The organism is Pseudomonas sp. B611 (assembly GCF_055407965.1).
Map to the genome: position 1 here is coordinate 599,082 of NZ_JBUZST010000001.1, position 20,976 is coordinate 620,057.

Genomic DNA, 20,976 nt, shown 5'->3' on the forward strand with positions numbered 1-20,976 from the left:
TCCCCGATGGGTTTCAATCTTTCCGAATGGGCGCTGCGAAATCGCCAGATCGTACTGTTCCTGATGATCCTGCTGGCGGTGGTTGGCACCTTGTCCTACACCAAGCTGGGACAAAGTGAAGACCCGCCGTTCACCTTCAAGGCCATGGTGATCAAGACCAACTGGCCAGGCGCCACGGCCCAGGAAGTCTCGCGCCAGGTCACCGAGCGCATCGAGAAAAAGCTGATGGAGACCGGTGAGTACGAGCGCATCGTGTCGTTCTCGCGCCCCGGCGAATCCCAGGTCACCTTCATGGCCCGCGACTCCATGCACTCGGCGCAGATCCCCGAGCTGTGGTACCAGGTGCGCAAGAAGATCAGCGACATCCGCCAGACCTTGCCGCCGGACATCCAGGGGCCGTTTTTCAACGATGAATTCGGCACCACTTTTGGCAATATCTACGCCCTGACCGGCGACGGTTTCGACTACGCCGTGCTCAAGGACTACGCCGACCGCATCCAGATTCAACTGCAACGGGTGCCGGATGTGGGCAAGGTCGAGTTGCTTGGCCTACAGGACGAGAAGATCTGGATCGAACTGTCCAACCTCAAGCTGGCCACCCTCGGCTTGCCGTTGGCCGCCGTACAGCAGGCCTTGCAGGAACAGAATGCAGTCTCCACCGCCGGCTTCTTCGAAACCCCGACCGAGCGCGTGCAGCTGCGGGTGTCGGGCAACTTCAAGACGGTGGACGAGATTCGCAACTTCCCGATCCGCGTCGGTGACCGCACCTTCCGCATCGGCGACGTGGCGGACATCCACCGTGGCTTCAACGACCCACCGGCACCGCGCATGCGCTACATGGGCGCGGACGCCATCGGCCTGGCCGTGGCCATGCGTGACGGCGGCGACATCCTGGTCTTGGGCAAGGCCCTGGAAGGCGAGTTCGCACGCCTGCAGAAGAACCTTCCGGCAGGTATGGAGTTGCGCAAGGTGTCGGACCAACCGGCAGCGGTGAAAACCAGCGTCGGCGAATTCGTCCAGGTACTGGCCGAAGCCTTGGCCATCGTGTTGCTGGTGAGCTTTTTCTCCCTCGGGGTGCGCACCGGCATGGTGGTGGCCCTGGCGATTCCGTTGGTGTTGGCCATGACCTTTGCCAGCATGTATTACCTTGGCATCGGCTTGCACAAGATCTCCCTGGGCGCACTGGTACTGGCCCTGGGCCTGTTGGTGGACGACGCAATCATCGCTGTGGAAATGATGGCGATCAAAATGGAACAGGGCTACGACCGGCTCAAGGCCGCGAGTTTCGCCTGGACCAGCACCGCGTTCCCCATGCTCACCGGCACGCTGATCACCGCCGCCGGCTTCCTGCCGATTGCCACCGCGCAATCGAGCACCGGCGAATACACCCGCTCGATCTTCCAGGTCGTCACCATTGCCTTGCTGGCCTCGTGGGTCGCCGCGGTGGTGTTTGTGCCCTACCTGGGGGAAAAACTCTTGCCGGACCTGGCGAAGATTCACGCAGCCAAGCACGGTACTGACGGGCCTGATCCCTACGGCACACCCTTCTACCAACGTGTGAGGCGTTTGGTGGAATGGTGCGTGCGCCGGCGCAAAACCGTGATTGTCCTGACCTTGCTGCTGTTTATCGGCTCGGTGGCGCTGTTTCGTTTTGTGCCGCAACAGTTTTTCCCGGCCTCCGGTCGCCTGGAGCTGATGGTCGACCTGAAACTGGCCGAAGGCACGTCCCTGAGCAACACCGCCGATCAGGTCAAACGCCTGGAAGCGCTGCTCAAGGAACACGCCGGCATCGACAACTACGTGGCCTATGTCGGCACCGGTTCGCCGCGCTTCTACCTGCCGTTGGACCAACAATTACCCGCTGCGAGTTTTGCGCAGTTCGTGGTGTTGGCCAAAACCATCGAAGAGCGCGAAAGCCTGCGCACGTGGCTGATCGAAACCCTCAACGAACAGTTCCCGGAGATGCGCTCGCGGGTCACACGCCTGGAAAACGGCCCGCCCGTGGGTTACCCGGTGCAGTTCCGTGTGACGGGCGAACACATCGAAGAAGTCCGCGCCCTGGCGCGGAAAGTGGCGGCCAAGGTTCGCGAAAATACCCACGTGGTCAACGTACACCTGGATTGGGAAGAACCGAGCAAGATTGTCTACCTCAATATCGACCAGGACCGCGCCCGAGCCCTCGGCGTGAGCACCGCCAACCTGTCGAAATTTCTGCAAAGTTCGCTCACCGGTTCCAGCGTCAGCCAATACCGGGAGGACAACGAGTTGATCGAAATCCTCCTGCGCGGCACCGTGCATGAGCGCACCGAACTGTCGTTGCTGCCAAGCCTGGCGGTGCCTACCGACAACGGCAAAAGCGTGGCGCTGTCGCAGATCGCCACCCTGGAGTACGGCTTCGAAGAAGGCATCATCTGGCACCGCAACCGCCTGCCAACGGTGACCGTGCGCGCCGATATCTACGGCAAGGAGCAACCGGCGACCCTGGTCCAGCAAATCCTGCCGACCCTGGAAGGCGTACGTGCCGAACTGCCGGATGGCTACCTGCTGGACGTCGGCGGCACGGTGGAAGACTCCGCTCGTGGACAGAACTCGGTAAAAGCCGGCGTGCCGTTGTTCATCGTGGTGGTGCTGACATTGCTGATGCTGCAACTGCGCAGCTTCTCACGCACGGCGATGGTGTTTCTGACGGCGCCGTTGGGCCTGATCGGTGTGACGCTGTTCCTGCTGGTATTCCGCCAGCCCTTCGGCTTTGTGGCCATGCTCGGCACCATCGCCTTGTCGGGGATGATCATGCGCAACTCGGTGATCCTCGTGGACCAGATCGAACAGGACATCAAGGCGGGCCTGGCGCCGTGGCAGGCGATTATCGAAGCCACCGTCCGACGCTTCCGCCCGATTGTGCTCACGGCTCTCGCTGCCGTGCTGGCAATGATCCCGCTGTCGCGCAGTGTGTTCTTCGGGCCGATGGCCGTGGCGATCATGGGTGGGTTGATTGTGGCGACGGCGTTGACCCTATTGTTCCTGCCGGCACTTTACGCGGCATGGTTTCGCGTCAAGCAGGACACTCAATAGTATTTAATAGGGACGGGTGTGTGTAATTGTGCAGGCGCCCGGTAACTACAAGAACAGTGGGAAATGCCCGACACCTGATGACTGTTGCGACAGTCAGTGTGTCTCCCACAGGTTTAATTAGAGTGTGGGAAGTTTCTTTTCTACGGTTTTTATAATTGAAGTGTTGGTGTCGGCCAAGGGTGTAATGCGTTGCAGTGTATGGTCCAGGTGAGGGACGGAGTTGGTATACAGGTGGCACACAAAACTGTCCTCCCCGGTGATTTTGTAGCACACAATACATTCCGTCATTTGCGCCAGTAACTGTTCCACCGCTTGAAAGTTCCCCGCCAACGGTTTAACCCTCACCAGCGCTTGCAATGCAAAGCCAAGGGCCTCGGCGTCCAACTCTACGCTGAAGCCGCTGATGACTCCCGCCACCTCCAAACGCTTGAGGCGCTCGCTGCAGCCTGGCGCTGACAGCCCAACCTGACGGCTCAGTGCGCGAATGGATGCGCGGGCGTTTTGGTGCAGGGCAGTAATCAGGGCGCGATCAATCGGGTCTAATTTGTGATCGCTCTTTGTAAGCTTTTTCATTAGATGGGCCTTACGAACATTGATGAAATAGCATGAAAATCTTACATACCACGAATCCACAAAAAAACAATGGCTTTTTTGAAGGCCTCTGCCTATTGTTTTTGCCAGCAGTCGTAGGCAGTACTGTGTCGCTCTTTCAACTTGATCTATTTATCGAGGGATTGAAATGAACTACGTACTTGATGAGGTTCGCCTGCAACAACATCACGATAATAACTTTTCTGAAAAAAGCGTATTTGCATTGCGCAATGAGTTTGCCCGCAATGGGTTTATAAAGTTGCGCGATATCGTCGATGATGACCTGCGCGAAAAGATAACGCGTGAGGTCAACAGCCTGATCGATCGCCAACTTGAACGCCGCGACTTGCACTTGGCAACCACCGACAATACGCCACGCTACATGAGTGTAGTGCGCAGCGAGTTCATTGCTGAAAACAGCCCGCTGATCAACACGCTGTCCAAGTCCGAAGTACTGCTCAATACCTTGTCCCAGATCGCGGGGGCGCAGATTGTCGCGTCTGTCTCCAAGGACGAGGAATACCTGATCACCAAGCAGGAACGCAAAGGCGATACCCACGGCTGGCACTGGGGTGATTACAGTTTCGCGCTGATCTGGATTATCGAAACGCCGCCGATCGCCAAGGGCGGGATGTTGCAATGCGTACCGCATACGTCATGGGATAAATCCAACCCGAGAATTCATGAGCTGCTGTGCAGCAACCCGATTGCGACATACGGCTTCAAGACTGGGGATATTTACTTCCTGCGCACCGACACCACCCTGCACCGCACTATCCCGCTTAACGAAGATGCAACGCGGATCATCCTCAACATGACGTGGGCCGCTGAAAAAGACCTCGCTCGCAACCTGCACGGCAATGATCGCTGGTGGGAAGACCAGCACGCCGAGGCCGCCAAGAGCTTGACCTGAAGCGCATCTGTCGAAACCCACGGGATGATGATCATGCATGACATTCAATGTCTCCAGCACGCCAGTGCCTTGCTGAAACAAGCGCAATCACACGCTGCCATGGCCGACTTGGTCAGGGCGGCTGTCGTGCGCAATGAACAATGGCGCGGGCAGCAGTGCATCAATCTCGTGGCCGCCGAGTCACCCACCAGCCCATCGGTGCGCGCGTTGCTGTCCAGTGAGGTCGGCACGCGTGCATCGGGTGGGCATATCGGCCGGGACAATCGTTTTTTCTCGGGGATGAAAAATATCGACGAACTGGAATCGCTCTGCGTGGAACTGTTGAAAACCACCCTGCGCGCCCGGCACGCCGATCATCGTCTGATGGGCGGAATGGCGGCAGTGCTCGCCGCATACACGGCACTGGCCCGGCCCGAAGACAATGTCATGACGGTGCCGGTGATCCGGGGGGGCGATACCAGTAACCGCACCAATGGGCCGCCCGGTGTCCGTGGGCTTAAGGTGTGGGACATTCCCTTCGTGCACAAGACGGCAGACATTGACCTTACGCGTTTCAGCGAAATTGCGCGTGACTTGAAGCCTGCGGTGATTGGGCTGGGCATGACCTTGACCCTCTTCCCTTTGCCGGTGGCCGATATCAAGGGCATCGTTGCGCCCTGGGGGGGCAAGGTGTATTTCGACGCCGCTCACCAACTGGGATTGATCAGCGCCGGGATGTTTCAGGACCCGCTAGCGGAAGGGGCGGATTTGATGACGGGCTCTTCCGGGAAGACCTTCAGCGGCCCCCAGGGCGGTGTGATCCTGTGGAACGACGAGACGTTGACCCCCGCAGTGCACGAGGCCATTTTCCCCACCCTGACCGGTAGCCATCAGATCAATCGGGTCGCGGCACTCGCCGTGGCGGCCACCGAAATGCTGGAGTACGGGCAGGCCTATATGCGGCAGGTGGTGAGCAATGCCCAGGCGCTGGCCACCCATCTGGATCGCAGAGGCGTCACCGCGTTTTATCGGGACCAGGGTTACACAAGGACGCACCAGATCGTAATCGACTCAAAACCCTTCGCCAGCGGGCGCGATGCGGTGCAGCGCCTGGAGGCCGCCAATCTCATCGCCAATGAAATGCCATTGCCGTGGGACACAGATCCCTACAAGGAAACGGGCATTCGACTGGGGACCGTCGAGGTCACCCGGCTGGGCATGAAAGAGCCAGAGATGGCGTGGATTGCCGAGCAGATTGCCAAGGTGTTGCAGCACAAGGTGGACCCGATGGCCGTTGCCAATGGTGTGATCGACTTTATGAAGAACCACCGAACGGTCTACTACTGCCACGAAAATGGATTGCCCCGCTAAGTCGTCACGCGCGCTGACGCGAAGGAGCGTTGTATGCTCGATACCCTGCTGCCCATTTACCAAGCCGTACTGGCTTTCGCTCTCGCCGCTATCGCTTTGCTCGCCAGCCCAGGCCCCGCCACGCTGGCATTGGCGGCAAGCGGGGCGGCCTATGGCATGCGGCGTTCGACGCGTTTTTTTGTCGGGATCACCCTAGGCCTGGTGATCGCCATGACCGTGGTCGCCACGGGCCTGTATGTGGTGCTGCACCGTTTTCCGATGCTGGCGACGACGCTGACGGTCATCTCCATCGCTTATATCTTTTGGCTGGCCTACCGCATTGGCACTGCGCCGCCGATCGAGGAGGTGCCGTCCGCAGTCACGCCGGGCTGGGGCGCCGGGTTTGTGCTGGGTGTTGCGAATATCAAGGCGTATGCGGCGTTTGCGGCTTTGTTGGGCAGTTTTACCTTGGGCACGGCGCCCGCGTGGGAGCAGGGTACAAAGGCGTTGATCTGCCTGTTGGTGTGCGTGGTGTTCGACTTTCTGTGGCTGTTTGCCGGCAGCCGGATGCGCACGTTGTTCATCCATCCGACCTGGAGCCGGCGACTTAACGTAAGCTTCGCGATTTTAATGGTAGCGACGGTCGCCTGGTCGTTGACGCTGGCGCAGTAACGCTACCGGTGCAAAGGCGTTGGATCATATTCGCCCGAGGATAATCTTCATGTTTGGGACCGTTTCTGCACTGGTGTTGTTACTGGTCGTGCCTGGGCCGACCAACACCTTGTTAATGCGTGCAGGGGTGCTTTTTGGCTTCTGGGCTTCATGGCGGATGGCCTTTATCGAATGCCTGGCGTATTTGCTTCAGGTGTCCGTCTGGGGCGTGGCGTTGTTCTATCTGTCGGCCTGGTCACCGTGGACGGTGAAAGTCGCGCAGTTGGCTGCAGTCTGCTATCTGCTGCGACTTGCCTACAACTTGTGGCAGCACAAGAACAGCACGGCCGGCCCGACCCGCGACCGTTTTTCCGGGCTGTATTTCTTCTGGCTGACGGTCATGAACCCCAAAGGCTTATTGATCGCGTCGTTCATCGCACCGGCCAGTGCGTTTGCCACGTTGCCCGGTTATGCCGGCTTCATGACCACGCTGGCATTGGTGGTGGTTCCGGTGGGGGCGGCCTGGATTGTGCTGGGCAGTCGTTTCGAAGGGGTTCAGAAAGCCTGGCTGACACCGCTCAGAATCAATCGCGCAACGTCCGTAGCCATCTGTTTTTTTGCCACGATCATGATGGGGCGACTGGCTGATTCGGTCATCCATTGACGCTGGTTTACATTTCCATGCAAACGAAATTCGGGCCGGTGGAACGTTTGTTTTGGCTGACCGGGGAACTGCTGCGCCGCAAGTGCCACATAGAGTTACCTGTTAAGCAGGTAACTCTTCTTGCGGTCAAACGCGCAGGAATGTTTCTACGGTGATGCTTAAGGAGTGCGTATGTTGCTACCGTTATTAGTTCTACCGCTGCAAATAATGGGCGCGGCGATGGGGATGGGGAATGGCTTCGGTCAGTTCAACGGCAATCGTCAACCCGATGTGAATATTCATATTCACAACGATAACAACAACCAAAACAGTAGCTCCAGTAGCAGTAGTGCGGCCTCGTCGGCATCCGCACACAGCCGTTCCATTACCTGGTAGCTAAAACCAAAACGCCCTGAGTCGATCAGGGCGTTTTCACCGGCAAGGGTTTTTCCGGCTCGGTGACATGCAGTGTGCTGTTACAGCGCGCCAAACACCTTCTTCGCCAAACTGGTGGCCGCCGCCGCCGGGTTCTTGCGAATGGTTTCTTCCTGCTGCGCAATCATCTTGAACAGCCCATCCAGCGCCTGTTCGGTCACGTAGTTCTCGACGTTGGCGCTCTTGGCATCCACTGCGCCAAAGGCTGCGGCCTTTCCGGCCAGGGCGTTGTACTGCTGGGCCACGCCAACCTTGTCGGTGGCGGCTTTCACGATCGGCAGGAACTTGGCGCGGATCTGTTCACGGCTGCTTTTGTTCAGGTACTGGGTGGCCGAGTCCTGGCCACCGCTGAGGATGCCCTTGGCGTCGGTCACGCTCATGTTTTTCACGGCATTCACCAGGATCGGCTGGGCCTGGGTCACGGCGGATTCAGCGGCTTTGTTCATGCTGGTTTCCAGTTGCGTGACCTGGTCCCCCATGCCGAACATCTTCAGCTTGTCGGCCACTTTGCCCAACTTGCCCGGCAAGCCGATCTTCACTTCGGGGTTGTTGCTGAAACCACCCGGTACCCCAAGCTGTTTCACGGCGATCTGCGCGCCTTGGGTCAGGGCGTCCTTGAGGCCGCCGGAAGCGTCGCCCTGGGACAGGCTGGAAAGGTCCAGCGCCATGGCGTTGGCCCCCAGCAGCAGGCCGGCACACAGGACAGTAAAGCGAAGGGAGTTACGGAGCATGGGCGCTTCCTTTTGATCGAGTTCAGTGGGCCACAGCATCGACGCGCAGGCGCAGGGGTTGTGGATCCTGGCCGTTGAGCTGCACAGAGTGCCGTTCGGTGGTGATAAACATTAGCTTGCCGTCCACTTCGATGCGAGCGCTGACCGAGTAGCTGTGGCCAGGCTTGACCTGGGCCGGGTCGTAGCTCAGGTGAAACGGCAGCGGCACCTGGCCTTTGACCGGGCCTTTCTGTTCGGCGAGGGTCACCGCCGGTGCATCGGCCAGGGACACGTCTTGCAGGCTGACGCTCAAGGTGGCGGTCGGCGGCAGGGCGATGCGTTGCAGGTAGAACACTTCGCCATCGAGGCTGGCCTTGGGTGCGGGCGTCATGGTTTGGCAGGCTCCGAGCAGGGCGGTGAGGCCCAGGAGGATGATCTTTTTCATGGTGCAGCTCCTTGTCGGCGGCGCCGGAAACAGCCCGGCGCCTTATTCAATCTAGCGGTTTTCTTCGCAATTGAGAGGCTCGGATTCGACCGGAGTGTCATCCACGCGGTGCAGCGCCACCTGGCGGATCGACAGGCGAATCTCCGCCGGCAACACGCGCTTGGCGGCGCCTTCGGCCAGTTCGCCGAGCAGGTCGTGGTAACTCAACTTGCCGGCTTCATCGCGGCGCAGCACATCTTGCTCCAGCAACGACTGGATAAAATGTCGGAAAAGGCTCTTGTCGAAGAACTCCGGGGCGTTGAGGCCGTGCAGGATCGACAGGCGCTGAGCCATCACTGTACACAGATCTTCCAGTTCTTCGGCGCTGATGCTGTTCTGGCCGCTGTTGAGCAGCAGCGAGATCGCCATGTAGAAGCGTTGCAGGGTTTGGGCGATGCTCTTGGACAGCAGCGTCAGCAACACAAAGTGCCGCGAGCTGGGCGCCGGGCGCAGGAACACATTGTTTTCGAAGCGCAGCAGACCCTGTTCGACAAAGGCGTCCAGCCATTGATCGACCACGGTGTCCAGCTCCTCCAACGACCAGCGGATAAACAGTTCCGATTGCAGGTACGGGTACAGCGCGTGGGTGTAGCGCAGGATCTGTTCGCGGCTCATGCGCGAGCTGCTCTGGAAGAAACTGGCCAGCAACGCCGGCAACGCGAAGATGTGCAGCACGTTGTTACGGTAGTAGGTCATCAGGACAGCGTTCTGCTCGTCCAGGTACAGAATCTTGCCGAGGGCGTCGCTCTGTTCCGACAGCAGGTCCATGTCCTTGACGTGTTTTATCAGCGCCAGGCCATCCCCTTCGGGCAAGGTGGTGTGGGGCGAGTAGGGCACGCGGCGCAACAGCGCCAGGTACAGGTCCAATTGGCGCGCCATGGCCTGTTCATCCAGGGCCAGGCGCGTAGTGGACAGTAGCGCCAGGGCCACCAGGTTCACCGGGTTTACCGCGGCGGCTTCGTTCAAGTGGCGCGCCACCTGTTCGCCGAGGCGGTTCGTGGTTTCGTTGAGCCAGGCCGGCTTGTAGTTCGGGCCCAGCTCCTGGCTGCGCCAGTCCGGTTGCTCACTGTCGAGGAACTCGGCCAGCTTGATCGGCTCGCCGAAGTTGACCGCAACTTGGCCAAAACGCTGCTTGAGCGCGCCGACCACTTTGAAAATATCGAAGATCGATTCTTTCTTCTTGCTCGCGCCGCGCAGTTCGCCGAGGTAGGTACGGCCTTCGAGCACGCGCTCGTAGCCGATGTACACGGGGACGAACACGATGGGCATGCGCGAGGAGCGCAGGAAGCTGCGCAGGGTGATCGCCAGCATGCCGGTCTTCGGCTGCAGCATGCGCCCGGTGCGCGAGCGCCCGCCTTCGACGAAGTACTCCACCGGGAAGCCTTTGGTGAACAAGGTGTGCAGGTATTCGTTGAACACCGAGGTGTACAGCGGGTTGCCCTTGAACGTGCGGCGCATGAAAAACGCACCGCCACGGCGCAGCAGGCTGCCGATCACCGGCATGTTCAGGTTGATGCCGGCGGCGATGTGCGGCGGGGTCAGGCCGTTCTTGAACAGCAGGTAGGAGAGCAGCAGGTAATCAATATGGCTGCGATGGCAAGGCACGTAGATCACCTCGTAGCCCTGGGCAACCTTTTGCACACCTTCGATGTTATTGACCTTGATGCCGTCGTAGATCTTGTTCCAGAACCAGCTCAGCACCACTTCGAGGAAGCGAATCGCGGTATAGGTGTAGTCCGAGGCGATCTCATTGCCGTAGCGCAGGGCCTGGGCCTTGGCTTTTTCCGGGCTGATTTTTTCCCGTTCGGCCTCATCCAGAATGGCCTGGCGCACCAGCGGCATGTTGACCAGGCCTTTGACCAGGTTGCGCCGGTGGGACAGGTCGGGGCCGATCACGGCGGTCTTCAGATTGCGAAAGTGCACCCGCAGGATCCGTTGGGCCATGCGCACCGTGCGTTCGTGACCTTTATTGTGCTCGATCAATTCACGCAAGTTGATAGGCGCGGAGAATTGCACACGGGTCTTGCGACCGAGGATCAGGATGCTCAGCAAGCGCCGCAGGCGCCCGGTGACCGCCCAACTGTCGGCAAACAGCAGCTTCCACGGGCTGGACTCGCTCTCGGGCGACTGCCCCCAGAACACGCTGACCGGAATGATTTGTGCATTCTCTTCGACGTGCTCGCTGAGGGTGTTGACCAGGCGGGTCAGGGTCGGCGGCGCGCCGCGCTTGTCCTGGCGGCCGAGCCAGTCCGGCTCGGGCGTGAGGTAGAAGAACGCCGCAGGCTCCATCAGCGGTCCCACCGCTACCGGCAGTACCGGGCGCGGCAGGCCGGCCTTGGTGCACTCGGCATCGACCACGGCCAATTCGGTGAGGGAGGGCGATTGCAGGACGTAGAACACCGGCCGGCTGCGGTCCAGGTTGAGGGTAAGGGACGACTGGTTGATCGTCTCCGAGCGAACCCAGAGGTACAACAGTCGGCGCAAGGTGCCAAACACCAGACGGCGGAACGGGGAGCGGGTCATAGGCGTGCTGCTTCAAGTGGGAAAAACCGAGCAGGCGCTCGGGCGGGTAGTGTGCCGTATTCGCCGAAAATCGGCAAAAAAGCAGCGATGTAAACTTGAGTTGATCGTTTTGGAGCCTGTCTTATACTCGGCAGTTCAATGCGAGCGACTCAACAATAAAAAGCATGTGGGAGTTAAACAGATGGCAACGCGCGAAACCGGCAATGTGAAGTGGTTCAACGATGCAAAGGGTTATGGGTTTATTCAGCGTGATGATGGCAAGGATGTGTTTGTGCACTACCGCGCCATTCGCGGTGACGGCCACCGCTCGTTGGCCGAAGGCCAGCAGGTGGAATACGCCGTGGTGACCGGCGAAAAGGGGTTGCAGGCGGAGGATGTGGTGGGCCTGTAAGGCTGATCGTTCCCACGCTCTGCGTGGGAATGCCTCTAGTGACGCTCCGCGTCACACTGTGGGGCGCAGAGCGCCCCTGGCTGCATTCCCACGCGGAGCGTAGGAACGATCTTCAGGCGGTTTTCCAGGTGATCTGTTCTTCACCGTCTTCGCTGATCCGAATCCAGGTATCAGCGCTTTCCTCACCCTCTTCCTCAACCCACGTCCCCGGCGCGCAGCGCACTTCGACGTTCAGCGCGGCAAACGCGGCGCGGGCGCAGGCGATGTCGTCGTCCCACGGGGTCTGGTCGCTTTCCAGGTACAGGCTGTTCCATTTGCCTACAGCCTTGGGCAGCCAGGTGACGGGCACGTTGCCGGCCTTGCACTTGTAGGTCTGGCCTTTCTGGACCCAGTCGGTGCACGGGCCCAGGGCGGCACCCAGCCAGGCGGCGACGGCTTTGTAGTCGACGTCGGCGTCCTTCAGGTAAATCTCGATATCGGGTTGGCGCATGGATGTTCCTCGTTGCGGGATTCGAAAATCCATTCGCGGAAAAGTCGGTTATTGAAGCACGAAATAGTCGTAGCGCATCGACACGGTGACGGACAGCGGCTCGGCCGCCTCGATCACTTCGCTGCGCCGCTCGGCGCTGGCGCGCCAGCCGTGGGGGGTCATGGCCAGTAGGTTGGCGCGGTCTTTGGGCTCGGCCAGGCTCAGGGTGAACTCCAGGGTTTCACTGTGGGCCAGGCTCATGCCGTCCGGCACCAGGGCCAGGTGCTTGTCGTCGGTGTACTCGCGCACTTCGTCGTACAGGCGCTCGCGCAGTTCCATCAGGTGGCCGCTGGTCGGGCCTACTTTCATCAAGCCGCCACCTGGGCTGAGCAGGCGCTTGGCCTCTTCCCAATCCAGTGGGCTGAACACGCTGGCCAGGAACTGGCAGCTGCCTGAGGCCAACGGCACGCGGGCCATGCTGGCGATCAACCAGGTCAGCGCCGGGTTGCGCTTGCACGCACGCTTGACCGCTTCCTTGGAGATGTCCAGCGCGTAGCCGTCCGCCCGGGGCAGGGCGTCGGCGATTTGCGCGGTGTAGTAACCCTCGCCACAACCGATGTCCACCCAGCGCGCCGGGGCACGTTCAGCGGCCAGTTCGGCCAGGCGCTTGGCCACCGGGGCGTAGTGCCCGGCGTTGAGGAAGTCGCGGCGTGCCTCGACCATGGCGAGGTTGTCGCCCGGGTCGCGGCTGTTCTTGTGCTGCACCGGCAACAGGTTCAGGTAACCCTGGCGCGCGCGGTCGAAACGGTGCCCGGCGGGGCACGCGACGCCATTGTCCACCGCGTTGAGCGGGGCGCTGCAAATGGGGCAAGCGAGCATCAGGCGAGCAACTTGATCAGGGTCTGGTAGTAGATTTCAGTCAGCACATCGAGGTCGCTGGCCAGAATGCGTTCGTTGACCTGATGGATCGTTGCGTTGACCGGACCCAGCTCAACCACCTGGGTGCCGAGGGTGGCGATGAAACGCCCATCCGAGGTGCCGCCGCTGGTGGACGCCTTGGTTTCACGCCCGGTGATCGTCTTGATGCTGGCCGAGACCGCATCCAGCAACGCGCCCGGTTCGGTGAGGAACGGCAGGCCCGACAGCGCCCACTCCACATGCCAGTCCAGGCCGTGCTTGTCGAGGATCGCCGCGACGCGCTGTTGCAGGCCTTCGACGGTGGACTCGGTGGAGAAGCGGAAGTTGAACACCGCCGTCAGGTCACCGGGAATCACGTTGGTGGCGCCGGTGCCGGAGTTCAGGTTGGAGATCTGGAAGCTGGTCGGCGGGAAGAAGGTGTTGCCGTCGTCCCAATGCTCGGCGGCCAGTTCGGCCAGGGCCGGTGCGGCCAGGTGGATCGGGTTCTTCGCCAGATGCGGGTAGGCCACGTGGCCTTGCACGCCGCGCACGGTCAGGGTAGCGCCGAGGGAGCCGCGACGGCCGTTCTTGACCACATCGCCCACCAGCGTGGTGCTTGATGGTTCACCGACGATGCACCAGTCCAGGCGCTCCTTGCGCGCGGCCAGGCGTTCGATCACGGCCTTGGTGCCGTGGTGCGCCGGGCCTTCCTCATCGCTGGTGATCAGGAAGGCCACCGAGCCCTTGTGGTCCGGGTAGTCGCTGACGAAACGCTCGGCCGCCACCAGCATGGCTGCCAGGCTGCCTTTCATGTCTGCTGCACCACGGCCGCAGAGCATGCCGTTGTCGTCGATCAACGCGTCGAACGGGTCGTTCTGCCAGGCCTGCACCGGGCCGGTGGGGACCACGTCGGTGTGACCGGCGAAGCACAGCACCGGGCCTTCGTGCTTGCCGTGGGTGGCCCAGAAGTTGTCCACGTCTTCGATGCGCATCGGCTCAAGCGCAAAACCGGCGTCGCCCAGGCGCTGCATCATCAGCTTCTGGCAATCGGCGTCGATCGGCGTCACCGAGGGGCGACGGATCAGGTCGATGGCAAGTTGAAGGGTCGGCGAAAGGTCGGCATGGGCCGTCATGGGAAAACTCCGGGAGCGTGTATTGGGCGCAGGACGTAAAGTGGCGCAGGTCCAATGTGGGAGCGGGCTTGCTCGCGAATGCGGTGTATCAGTCAATGAATGTGTGGCTGACACACCGCGTTCGCGAGCAAGCCCGCTCCCACAAAAGCCCTGTTGCACATAAGGCATTGGCACAGGCCAAGTCTTGCAAAACGGCCGTTATCTTATAGCAAAACGGCGGCCAGAGGCCGCCGTTTAGTGCATTGCGCAAGTTTTTACGCAGCGGGTGCGGGCTCCGCAGCTACCGAAGGTTTCGGCAACGACGACAGGAACGCCATGATCAACGCCGCCACATACGGCAGCGACTGCACCAGCAGCATCACCACCCAGAAGCGAATGTCATTGCTCGGCAGGCCCTGCACCAGGTAGATCCCCAGCGCGGCGCCCCACAACAGCAGCATGATGAACATTTCTTCGCGGGCTTCGGAAATCGCGACCCAGAAGCCGTGGTTATCCGCGTTTTTCGGTGTGCGAAAGAACGGAATACTGCTGGTGAAGAAGCCATACAGCACCGCCTTGGCGATGGTGTGGGACAACGCCAGGCCAGCCAGGGCCGCGCAGAACGCGTCCTTGAGGTTCACGCCCACGGCGCGACGGTACAGGAACACGATCTTGCCCACTTTGAACACGAACAACGCCAACGGCGGGATCGCGAAAATCAGCAGCGGCGGATCGACCCGCGTCGGCACGATGATCATCGCCGCCGACCACAACAGCGCGCCCACGGTGAAGAAGATGTTCATGCCGTCCGCCACCCACGGCAACCAGCCCGCGAGGAAGTGGTAGCGCTGGCCACGGGTCAGCTCGGTGTCCTTGCCGCGCAAGAGGCTGGCGGTGTGGCGCTTGATGATCTGGATCGCACCGTAGGCCCAGCGGAAACGCTGTTTCTTGAAGTCGATAAAGGTGTCCGGCATCAGGCCCTTGCCGTAGCTGTCGTGGTAATACGCCGCCGACAGACCTTTCTCGAACACGCGTAGGCCGAGTTCGGCGTCTTCACAGATGCACCAGTCGGCCCAGCCGAGTTCTTCGAGCACCGAACGACGGGTCATGGTCATGGTGCCGTGCTGGATGATCGCGTCACGGTCGTTGCGGGTGACCATGCCGATATGGAAGAAGCCTTTGTATTCCGCGTAGCAGAGCTTCTTGAAGGTGCTTTCGTTCTGGTCGCGGTAGTCCTGCGGCGACTGCACCACGGCGATTTTCGGGTCGGCGAAGTGCGGCACCATGTGCTTGAGCCAGTTGGGCGACACGCAGTAGTCCGAGTCGATCACCGCGATCACTTCGGCATCCTTGGCGGTGTGCGGCAGCAGGTAGTTCAACGCGCCACCCTTGAAACCGGCCAGGGGCGCGACGTGGAAGAACTTGAAGCGCGGGCCGAGGGTTTCGCAGTAGTCGCGCACCGGTTCCCAAACGGCTGGGTCTTTGGTGTTGTTGTCGATGATCAGGACTTCGTAGTCCGGGTAATCGAGGGCGGCCAGGGCGTCGAGGGTCTGTTTGACCATCTCCGGTGGCTCGTTGTAGCACGGCACGTGGATCGACACCTTCGGACGGTAGTCCGAGTCCCCTTCAACCGGCAGGAATTCACGCCGACGCTTGTGGGTCCACACCGCTTCCGCCAACTCATGGGCTTCGGTCAGCAAGACGATAAACACGCCGAGGGCGCCGAGCGCCAAGAGGATACCCACGGTGACACTGAACCAGGTGCTGTATTGCTGGCTGTAGTCGTAACCGATCCACACCAGCACCGAACCGCAGAGGAACGCGATAAAGGTCAGGAAGGTGCGGCCACGCTGGCGCAGGGCCGAGCCGTCGATCATCAGCAGGGTCAGCGACAGCAGGGCGAGCACCACCGAACCGATGGCGAGTACGCGCCATTGCGGGATCGCGACGACCGGCCCTTCAAAGTTGAATTTCTGCTGGCGCGCGCCGTTGAATACGCCCCAGTAGGCGCCGGCCGAGCCTTCATCGCTGACTTTCCACGGCTGATCGAAGGCCTCGATCACAAAGTAGTTGTAGCCCTGGCGATTGAGTTTATTCACCAGTGTGCGTAGGTAAATCGCCTGGTCGGCCGGGGACGTTTCATTGCCACCGCGCATGCGACCGTTGCTCGGCCAGCCAACCTCCGACAGCAGCAGCGGCTTTTTCGGGAACAGTTTTTTCAGGTCCTTGGCGCGGTCGAGTACGTACTGGCCGGCCTTTTCCATCGGAATGTATTCCCAGAACGGCAGGATGTGCGCGGCGATCAGGTCGACGTGCTTGGCCAGTTGTGGGTTCTTTTCCCAGATGTCCCATTGCTCGGATGTGGTGACCGGCACTTTGACGGCCGCGCGCACCCGATCCAGCAGCACAATCAGTGCTTCCGGGGTGATGTCCTTACGAAATACAGCTTCGTTACCCACCACAACCCGCACCACACTGCGCGAGTTGTTGGCGATTTCGATGGCGCGCTGGATTTCCCGCTCGTTGCGTTCCAGGTCCGGGCTGATCCAGATCCCCAGGGTCACGCGCAGGCCGAACTCTTCGGCGAGCTTGGGGATGTCGCCCAGGGTGCCATCAACCGAGTAGGTACGGATGTTGTCCGTCAGCTTGCTCATGATCGCCAGGTCCTGGCGCATCTGGTCGTCGGTCGGGAACTGGTTTTTCTGCGGGTACTGGCCTTGCTGGAACGGCGAGTAGGAGAAACCGGAGATCTGTTCAGGCCAGTTGGGGGTGGTGACCGGGCGGTTGATCAGCGCCCAGAAACCGGTGAACAGTGCGGCGATTGCCAGCACGATCACCAGGTTGAGTCCAAATTTACGCGATGCCATGGCTATTTCGGGTTCCAAAGGGTGTGGAACGAAAAGAGGTGTCGGCCTGCGCCGAACGGCGCGCATCCTACACCGGCGCTTCCCTGAGCGTACAGCAGACAGAGAAAAGCCGGACGTTAGTCAGCGAAAGCCCATCTAAGTTCTTAACTTGTAACTTGTAGCTTAAAACTTGTCGCCGTGTAGCCCATAATGCGCGCCGGTTTTTGGGGTAATGGTCATGAGCACAGAAGATCCACGGTTTGCAGGCGTCGCCCGCTTGTATGGCATTGAAGGCCTGGAACGCTTGAAAGCGGCCCATGTGGCGATCGTTGGCGTCGGCGGCGTGGGCTCCTGGGCGGCGGAAGCCATCGCCCGTTGCGGTGTGGGCGAGATTTCGCTGTTTGACCTGGATGACGTGTGCGTCAGCAACAGCAACCGTCAGCTGCATGCGCTGGACAGCACCGTGGGCAAACCCAAGGTCGAGGTCATGGCCGAGCGCCTGCGTGGCATCAACCCGGATTGCACGGTGCATGCGGTGGCGGACTTCGTCACCCGCGACACCATGGCCGAGTACATCACGCCAGATATTGATTGCGTGATCGACTGCATCGACGCGGTGAATGCCAAGGCCGCGCTGATCGCCTGGTGCAAGCGCCGCAAGATCCAGATCATCACCACGGGCGGCGCCGGTGGGCAGATCGACCCGACGTTGATCCAGGTGTGTGACCTGAACCGTACCTTCAACGATCCGCTGGCGTCGAAAGTGCGCTCCACCCTGCGCCGTGATTATGGTTTCTCGCGCACCGTGACCCGCCACTACAGCGTGCCGTGTGTGTTTTCCACCGAGCAACTGCGTTATCCCAAGCCGGATGGCAGCATTTGCTTGCAGAAGAGTTTTGTCGGCGATGGGGTGAAGCTGGACTGCGCCGGTGGGTTTGGCGCGGTGATGATGGTCACGGCCAGCTTTGGCATGGTGGCGGCGACCAAGGCGGTGGACAAGATTGTGGCTGGAGTGCGACGGCCTTCAGAGCGGGTTAAACCTGCCTAGGTTACAGAACCGTGCACAATTCAAAATGTGGGAGCGGGCTTGCTCGCGAATGCGGTGTATCAGCCAAAGATGTATTCACTGACCCACCGCTTTCGCGAGCAAGCCCGCTCCCACATTTAGTTTTGTGTATGGCTCAACGCTCGCATGCGCTGTAATACTGCATTCAGGCCATTGCTGCGCGACGGTGACAGTTGACGGGAAAGCCCCAATTGATTGAACCAGTCGGGCAAGTCCACCGCCTGCAACTCGGCAGCCGACAACCCATTCACCCGCACCAGCAACAACGCCACCAACCCGCGAATCAACCTTGCATCGCTGGCAGCAGCAAACTGCCAATGCCCCTCCTGCAAACGCCCCACCAGCCACACCAGGCTTTCACAGCCCTGCACCAGGTTGGCCTCGACCTTGTCTTCAGCGGGCAGGGCAGGCATGCGCTCACCCCATTGCATCAGCATCCGCGCGCGCTGCTCCCAGCTACCGACGGCCTGGAACGCCTCAAGCGCATTCATCGCATCAACGGGCAAGCTCATCGCAACATATCCAGCGCCTGGTCCAGCGCTTCAAAAAAGCGTTCCAGGTCGTCGGAGTCGTTATACAACGCCAGGGACACACGGATTGCCCCCGACAAATGCATGGCCTTGAGCAGCGGCATCGCGCAGTGATGACCCGCGCGTACCGCAATACCTTGCTCAGTGAGCAGGTGCGCAAGGTCGGCGTTGTGTACGCCATCGACCACAAAACTGACCAGCGCTACCTGGGGCGAGCCCAACACCCGCACGCCATTGCGCGCTTTCAGCCCGCGCAACAGGTAGTCATGCAGCGCGGCTTCATGGGCGATCACTGCCGGCTGATTCAGCGAACTCAGGTAATCCAGGCTAGCGCCCAGCCCGATAACGCTGGCAATCGGCGGCGTGCCGGCTTCGAAACCCAGTGGTGCGGGGCGAAAGCTCGCGCTGTGGTAATCGGCCTGTTGCACCATCTCGCCGCCAAACTGCCAGTGGCGCAGGTGATGCAGGGCCTCGTTGCGAGCAAACAGCACGCCGACACCGTCCGGGCCGTAGAGCTTGTGGCTGGAAAATACGTAGAAGTCGCAGCCCAGGGCCTGTACGTCGTGGCGACCATGGACGATGCCTTGGGCGCCGTCGATGACCGTCAGGGCGCCGTGGGGCTGGGCCAGGGCGAGCAACGCTTGCAGCGGCTGCCACGCACCGAGCACGTTGGACAGCTGGCTCACGGCCAGCAGGCGCGTGCGTGGGCCGATCAGCTCGGCGGCGGCCGCGAGGTCAATCACGCCGTCATCGCCAAGGGGCAATACCACCAGTTCCAGGGCGCGGCGTTTGGCCAATTGCTGCCAGGGCAGCAGGTTGGCGTGGTGTTCCAGGGCGCTGATGACAATCTCATCGCCCGCATTGAATAAATGCTCCAGGCCATAGGCCAAGAGGTTTAGCGCAGAGGTTGCGCCGTGGGTGAACACGATCTGCCCGCTGTCACCTGCGTTCAACCACTGGGCGACCTTGTTGCGGCTGTCTTCGAAAGCCTGGGTCGCGTGGGCACCCGGCAAATGCTGGGCACGGTGCACATTGGCTGCGCCATTGGCGTAGTAATGGCTGATGGCATCCAACAGGGCCTGGGGTTTTTGCGTGGTGGCGGCGTTGTCCAGGTAGGTCTGGTCTTGCCGTTGCAGGGTGGCGATGGCCGGGAAATCGGCGCGCCAGGGAGAGGGCACTAGCATGGTGTTCAAGACTCGTATAAGCGAGCCCCAGGAGCGGGGCCCGCTAGTGGCATCGAGTGGCTGCTTAGTTGTGAGCGTGCAGCGCTTCGTTCAGTTCGATCGCCGATTTGTGGGTTTTGCACTCCACGGCACCGGTCTCGGAGTTGCGGCGGAACAGCAGGTCCGGCTGGCCGGCCAACTCGCGCGCCTTGACCACCTTGACCAGTTGGTTCTGCTCGTCCAGCAGCGCGACCTTGGTCCCGGCGGTGACGTACAGGCCCGATTCCACGGTGTTGCGGTCGCCCAACGGGATACCGATACCGGCGTTGGCGCCGATCAGGCAGCCTTCGCCCACCTTGATCACGATGTTGCCACCGCCCGACAGGGTGCCCATGGTGGAGCAGCCGCCGCCCAGGTCCGAGCCTTTGCCGACGAACACGCCAGCCGACACGCGGCCTTCGATCATGCCCGGGCCTTCGGTGCCGGCGTTGAAGTTGACGAAACCTTCATGCATCACGGTGGTGCCTTCGCCCACGTAGGCGCCCAGGCGCAGACGCGCGGCATCAGCGATACGCACGCCAGCCGGGACCACGTAGTCGGTCATTTTCGGGAACTTGTCCACCGAGAACACTTCCAGCAGCTCGCCACGCAGGCGCGCTTCCAGCTGGCGTTCGGCCAGTTCGCTGATGTCGATGGCGCCCTGGCTGGTCCACGCGACGTTTGGCAGTTGCGGGAATACACCGGCCAGGCTCAGGCCGTGGGGCTTGACCAGGCGGTGGGAGAGCAGGTGCAGCTTGAGGTAGGCCTCAGGCGTAGAGGTCAGCGCGGCGTCTTCGGCCAGTAGGGTAGCGACCAGCGGGGTGTGGCTTTCAGCCAGGCGATTGAGCAGCGCGGCTTGGGTGGCGTCGACGTTCTTGAGCGCATCGGCCAGTTGCAGCGCTTGGCTGATGGTAAAGGTGATCGCCTGGTTGCCTTCGGTGTAGCCGAGGATCGGCGCGATAGCCGCGACGATGTCAGCCGAAGGGTTGAGCAGCGGTTGCGCGTAAAACACTTCCAGCCAAGCACCTTGGCGGTTCTGAGTGCCGACGCCGAAGCCCAGGCTGAACAGGGAATTGGACATGCTGTTACCTCTACAAAAATGGAAAGGGCTG

19 protein-coding genes are annotated in these 20,976 nt (G+C 60.9%); 8 read left to right on the forward strand and 11 right to left on the reverse strand.

All coding sequences use genetic code 11. The annotated features are described in order from the left end of the window. Window positions 1-6 precede the first annotated feature (6 nt). On the forward strand, window positions 7-3,072 hold the full coding sequence (locus ACZRMO_RS02830) for an efflux RND transporter permease subunit (RefSeq protein ID WP_463971836.1): 3,066 nt from the start codon (window positions 7-9) through the stop codon (window positions 3,070-3,072). A gap of 117 nt (window positions 3,073-3,189) precedes the next feature. Here the strand turns inward: ACZRMO_RS02830 and ACZRMO_RS02835 are convergent, their stop codons facing one another. Then, on the reverse strand, window positions 3,190-3,645 hold the full coding sequence (locus ACZRMO_RS02835; protein ID WP_463971837.1) for an Lrp/AsnC family transcriptional regulator: 456 nt from the start codon (window positions 3,643-3,645) through the stop codon (window positions 3,190-3,192). A gap of 166 nt (window positions 3,646-3,811) precedes the next feature. On the opposite strand from ACZRMO_RS02835, the gene ACZRMO_RS02840 reads away from it, so the two are divergent. The 5 genes from ACZRMO_RS02840 to ACZRMO_RS02860 all read left to right on the forward strand — a co-directional run bounded on the left by ACZRMO_RS02840 (window position 3,812) and on the right by ACZRMO_RS02860 (window position 7,595). Further along, window positions 3,812-4,576 carry a HalD/BesD family halogenase gene (locus ACZRMO_RS02840; protein WP_463971838.1) on the forward strand — a complete coding sequence of 255 codons (765 nt, stop codon included), beginning with the start codon at window positions 3,812-3,814 and terminating at the stop codon, window positions 4,574-4,576. Between the two features lie 33 nt (window positions 4,577-4,609). Beyond that, on the forward strand, window positions 4,610-5,926 hold the full coding sequence (locus tag ACZRMO_RS02845) for a serine hydroxymethyltransferase (protein ID WP_463971839.1): 1,317 nt from the start codon (window positions 4,610-4,612) through the stop codon (window positions 5,924-5,926). 33 nt (window positions 5,927-5,959) lie between these two features. Further along, the gene (locus ACZRMO_RS02850; RefSeq protein ID WP_463971840.1) at window positions 5,960-6,577 is read left to right on the forward strand and encodes a LysE family translocator; all 618 of its coding nucleotides are present in this window, start codon (window positions 5,960-5,962) and stop codon (window positions 6,575-6,577) included. Between the two features lie 49 nt (window positions 6,578-6,626). Continuing rightward, complete coding sequence (locus tag ACZRMO_RS02855; protein WP_463971841.1) at window positions 6,627-7,220, forward strand: LysE family translocator; 594 nt, start codon at window positions 6,627-6,629, stop codon at window positions 7,218-7,220. A 171-nt stretch (window positions 7,221-7,391) separates the two neighbouring features. Further along, window positions 7,392-7,595: a hypothetical protein gene (locus ACZRMO_RS02860; protein ID WP_463971842.1), complete on the forward strand. Its 204-nt coding sequence runs from the start codon at window positions 7,392-7,394 to the stop codon at window positions 7,593-7,595. A gap of 80 nt (window positions 7,596-7,675) precedes the next feature. On the opposite strand, the gene ACZRMO_RS02865 is transcribed toward ACZRMO_RS02860, so the two are convergent. From ACZRMO_RS02865 to plsB, 3 genes are read right to left on the reverse strand one after another with little or no spacing between them, the layout of a single operon-like run. Beyond that, window positions 7,676-8,365: a DUF4197 domain-containing protein gene (locus ACZRMO_RS02865; RefSeq protein ID WP_463971843.1), complete on the reverse strand. Its 690-nt coding sequence runs from the start codon at window positions 8,363-8,365 to the stop codon at window positions 7,676-7,678. 22 nt (window positions 8,366-8,387) lie between these two features. Then, window positions 8,388-8,789: a YbaY family lipoprotein gene (locus ACZRMO_RS02870; RefSeq protein WP_124526046.1), complete on the reverse strand. Its 402-nt coding sequence runs from the start codon at window positions 8,787-8,789 to the stop codon at window positions 8,388-8,390. 51 nt (window positions 8,790-8,840) lie between these two features. Continuing rightward, window positions 8,841-11,351 carry a glycerol-3-phosphate 1-O-acyltransferase PlsB gene (plsB, locus tag ACZRMO_RS02875; protein ID WP_463971844.1) on the reverse strand — a complete coding sequence of 837 codons (2,511 nt, stop codon included), beginning with the start codon at window positions 11,349-11,351 and terminating at the stop codon, window positions 8,841-8,843. A 181-nt stretch (window positions 11,352-11,532) separates the two neighbouring features. Between plsB and ACZRMO_RS02880 the strand changes: the two genes are divergently transcribed. Then, window positions 11,533-11,742: a cold-shock protein gene (locus tag ACZRMO_RS02880; RefSeq protein WP_017738302.1), complete on the forward strand. Its 210-nt coding sequence runs from the start codon at window positions 11,533-11,535 to the stop codon at window positions 11,740-11,742. 112 nt (window positions 11,743-11,854) lie between these two features. Here ACZRMO_RS02880 and ACZRMO_RS02885 read toward each other — a convergent pair whose 3' ends face one another. The 4 genes from ACZRMO_RS02885 to ACZRMO_RS02900 all read right to left on the reverse strand — a co-directional run bounded on the left by ACZRMO_RS02885 (window position 11,855) and on the right by ACZRMO_RS02900 (window position 17,087). After that, window positions 11,855-12,232, reverse strand: a complete 378-nt coding sequence (locus ACZRMO_RS02885; RefSeq protein WP_017734665.1) for a hypothetical protein — start codon at window positions 12,230-12,232, stop codon at window positions 11,855-11,857. A 48-nt stretch (window positions 12,233-12,280) separates the two neighbouring features. Further along, on the reverse strand, window positions 12,281-13,090 hold the full coding sequence (locus ACZRMO_RS02890; protein WP_463971845.1) for a putative RNA methyltransferase: 810 nt from the start codon (window positions 13,088-13,090) through the stop codon (window positions 12,281-12,283). Next, complete coding sequence (gene dapE / locus ACZRMO_RS02895) at window positions 13,090-14,241, reverse strand: succinyl-diaminopimelate desuccinylase (RefSeq protein WP_463971846.1); 1,152 nt, start codon at window positions 14,239-14,241, stop codon at window positions 13,090-13,092. Before dapE ends, ACZRMO_RS02890 begins: the two co-directional genes overlap by 1 nt. Before the next feature lie 254 nt (window positions 14,242-14,495). After that, the gene (locus tag ACZRMO_RS02900; protein WP_463971847.1) at window positions 14,496-17,087 is read right to left on the reverse strand and encodes a glycosyltransferase; all 2,592 of its coding nucleotides are present in this window, start codon (window positions 17,085-17,087) and stop codon (window positions 14,496-14,498) included. Between the two features lie 217 nt (window positions 17,088-17,304). On the opposite strand from ACZRMO_RS02900, the gene tcdA reads away from it, so the two are divergent. After that, window positions 17,305-18,114, forward strand: a complete 810-nt coding sequence (gene tcdA, locus ACZRMO_RS02905; protein WP_026136540.1) for a tRNA cyclic N6-threonylcarbamoyladenosine(37) synthase TcdA — start codon at window positions 17,305-17,307, stop codon at window positions 18,112-18,114. Between the two features lie 116 nt (window positions 18,115-18,230). Here tcdA and ACZRMO_RS02910 read toward each other — a convergent pair whose 3' ends face one another. From ACZRMO_RS02910 to dapD, 3 genes are all read right to left on the reverse strand, one after another. Continuing rightward, complete coding sequence (locus ACZRMO_RS02910; protein ID WP_463971848.1) at window positions 18,231-18,644, reverse strand: SufE family protein; 414 nt, start codon at window positions 18,642-18,644, stop codon at window positions 18,231-18,233. Next, window positions 18,641-19,846 carry an aminotransferase class V-fold PLP-dependent enzyme gene (locus tag ACZRMO_RS02915; RefSeq protein WP_463971849.1) on the reverse strand — a complete coding sequence of 402 codons (1,206 nt, stop codon included), beginning with the start codon at window positions 19,844-19,846 and terminating at the stop codon, window positions 18,641-18,643. The genes ACZRMO_RS02910 and ACZRMO_RS02915 overlap by 4 nt, the downstream gene beginning before the upstream one ends. Window positions 19,847-19,910: 64 nt before the next feature. Next, the gene (dapD, locus tag ACZRMO_RS02920; protein ID WP_463971850.1) at window positions 19,911-20,945 is read right to left on the reverse strand and encodes a 2,3,4,5-tetrahydropyridine-2,6-dicarboxylate N-succinyltransferase; all 1,035 of its coding nucleotides are present in this window, start codon (window positions 20,943-20,945) and stop codon (window positions 19,911-19,913) included. Window positions 20,946-20,976: the final 31 nt, after the last annotated feature.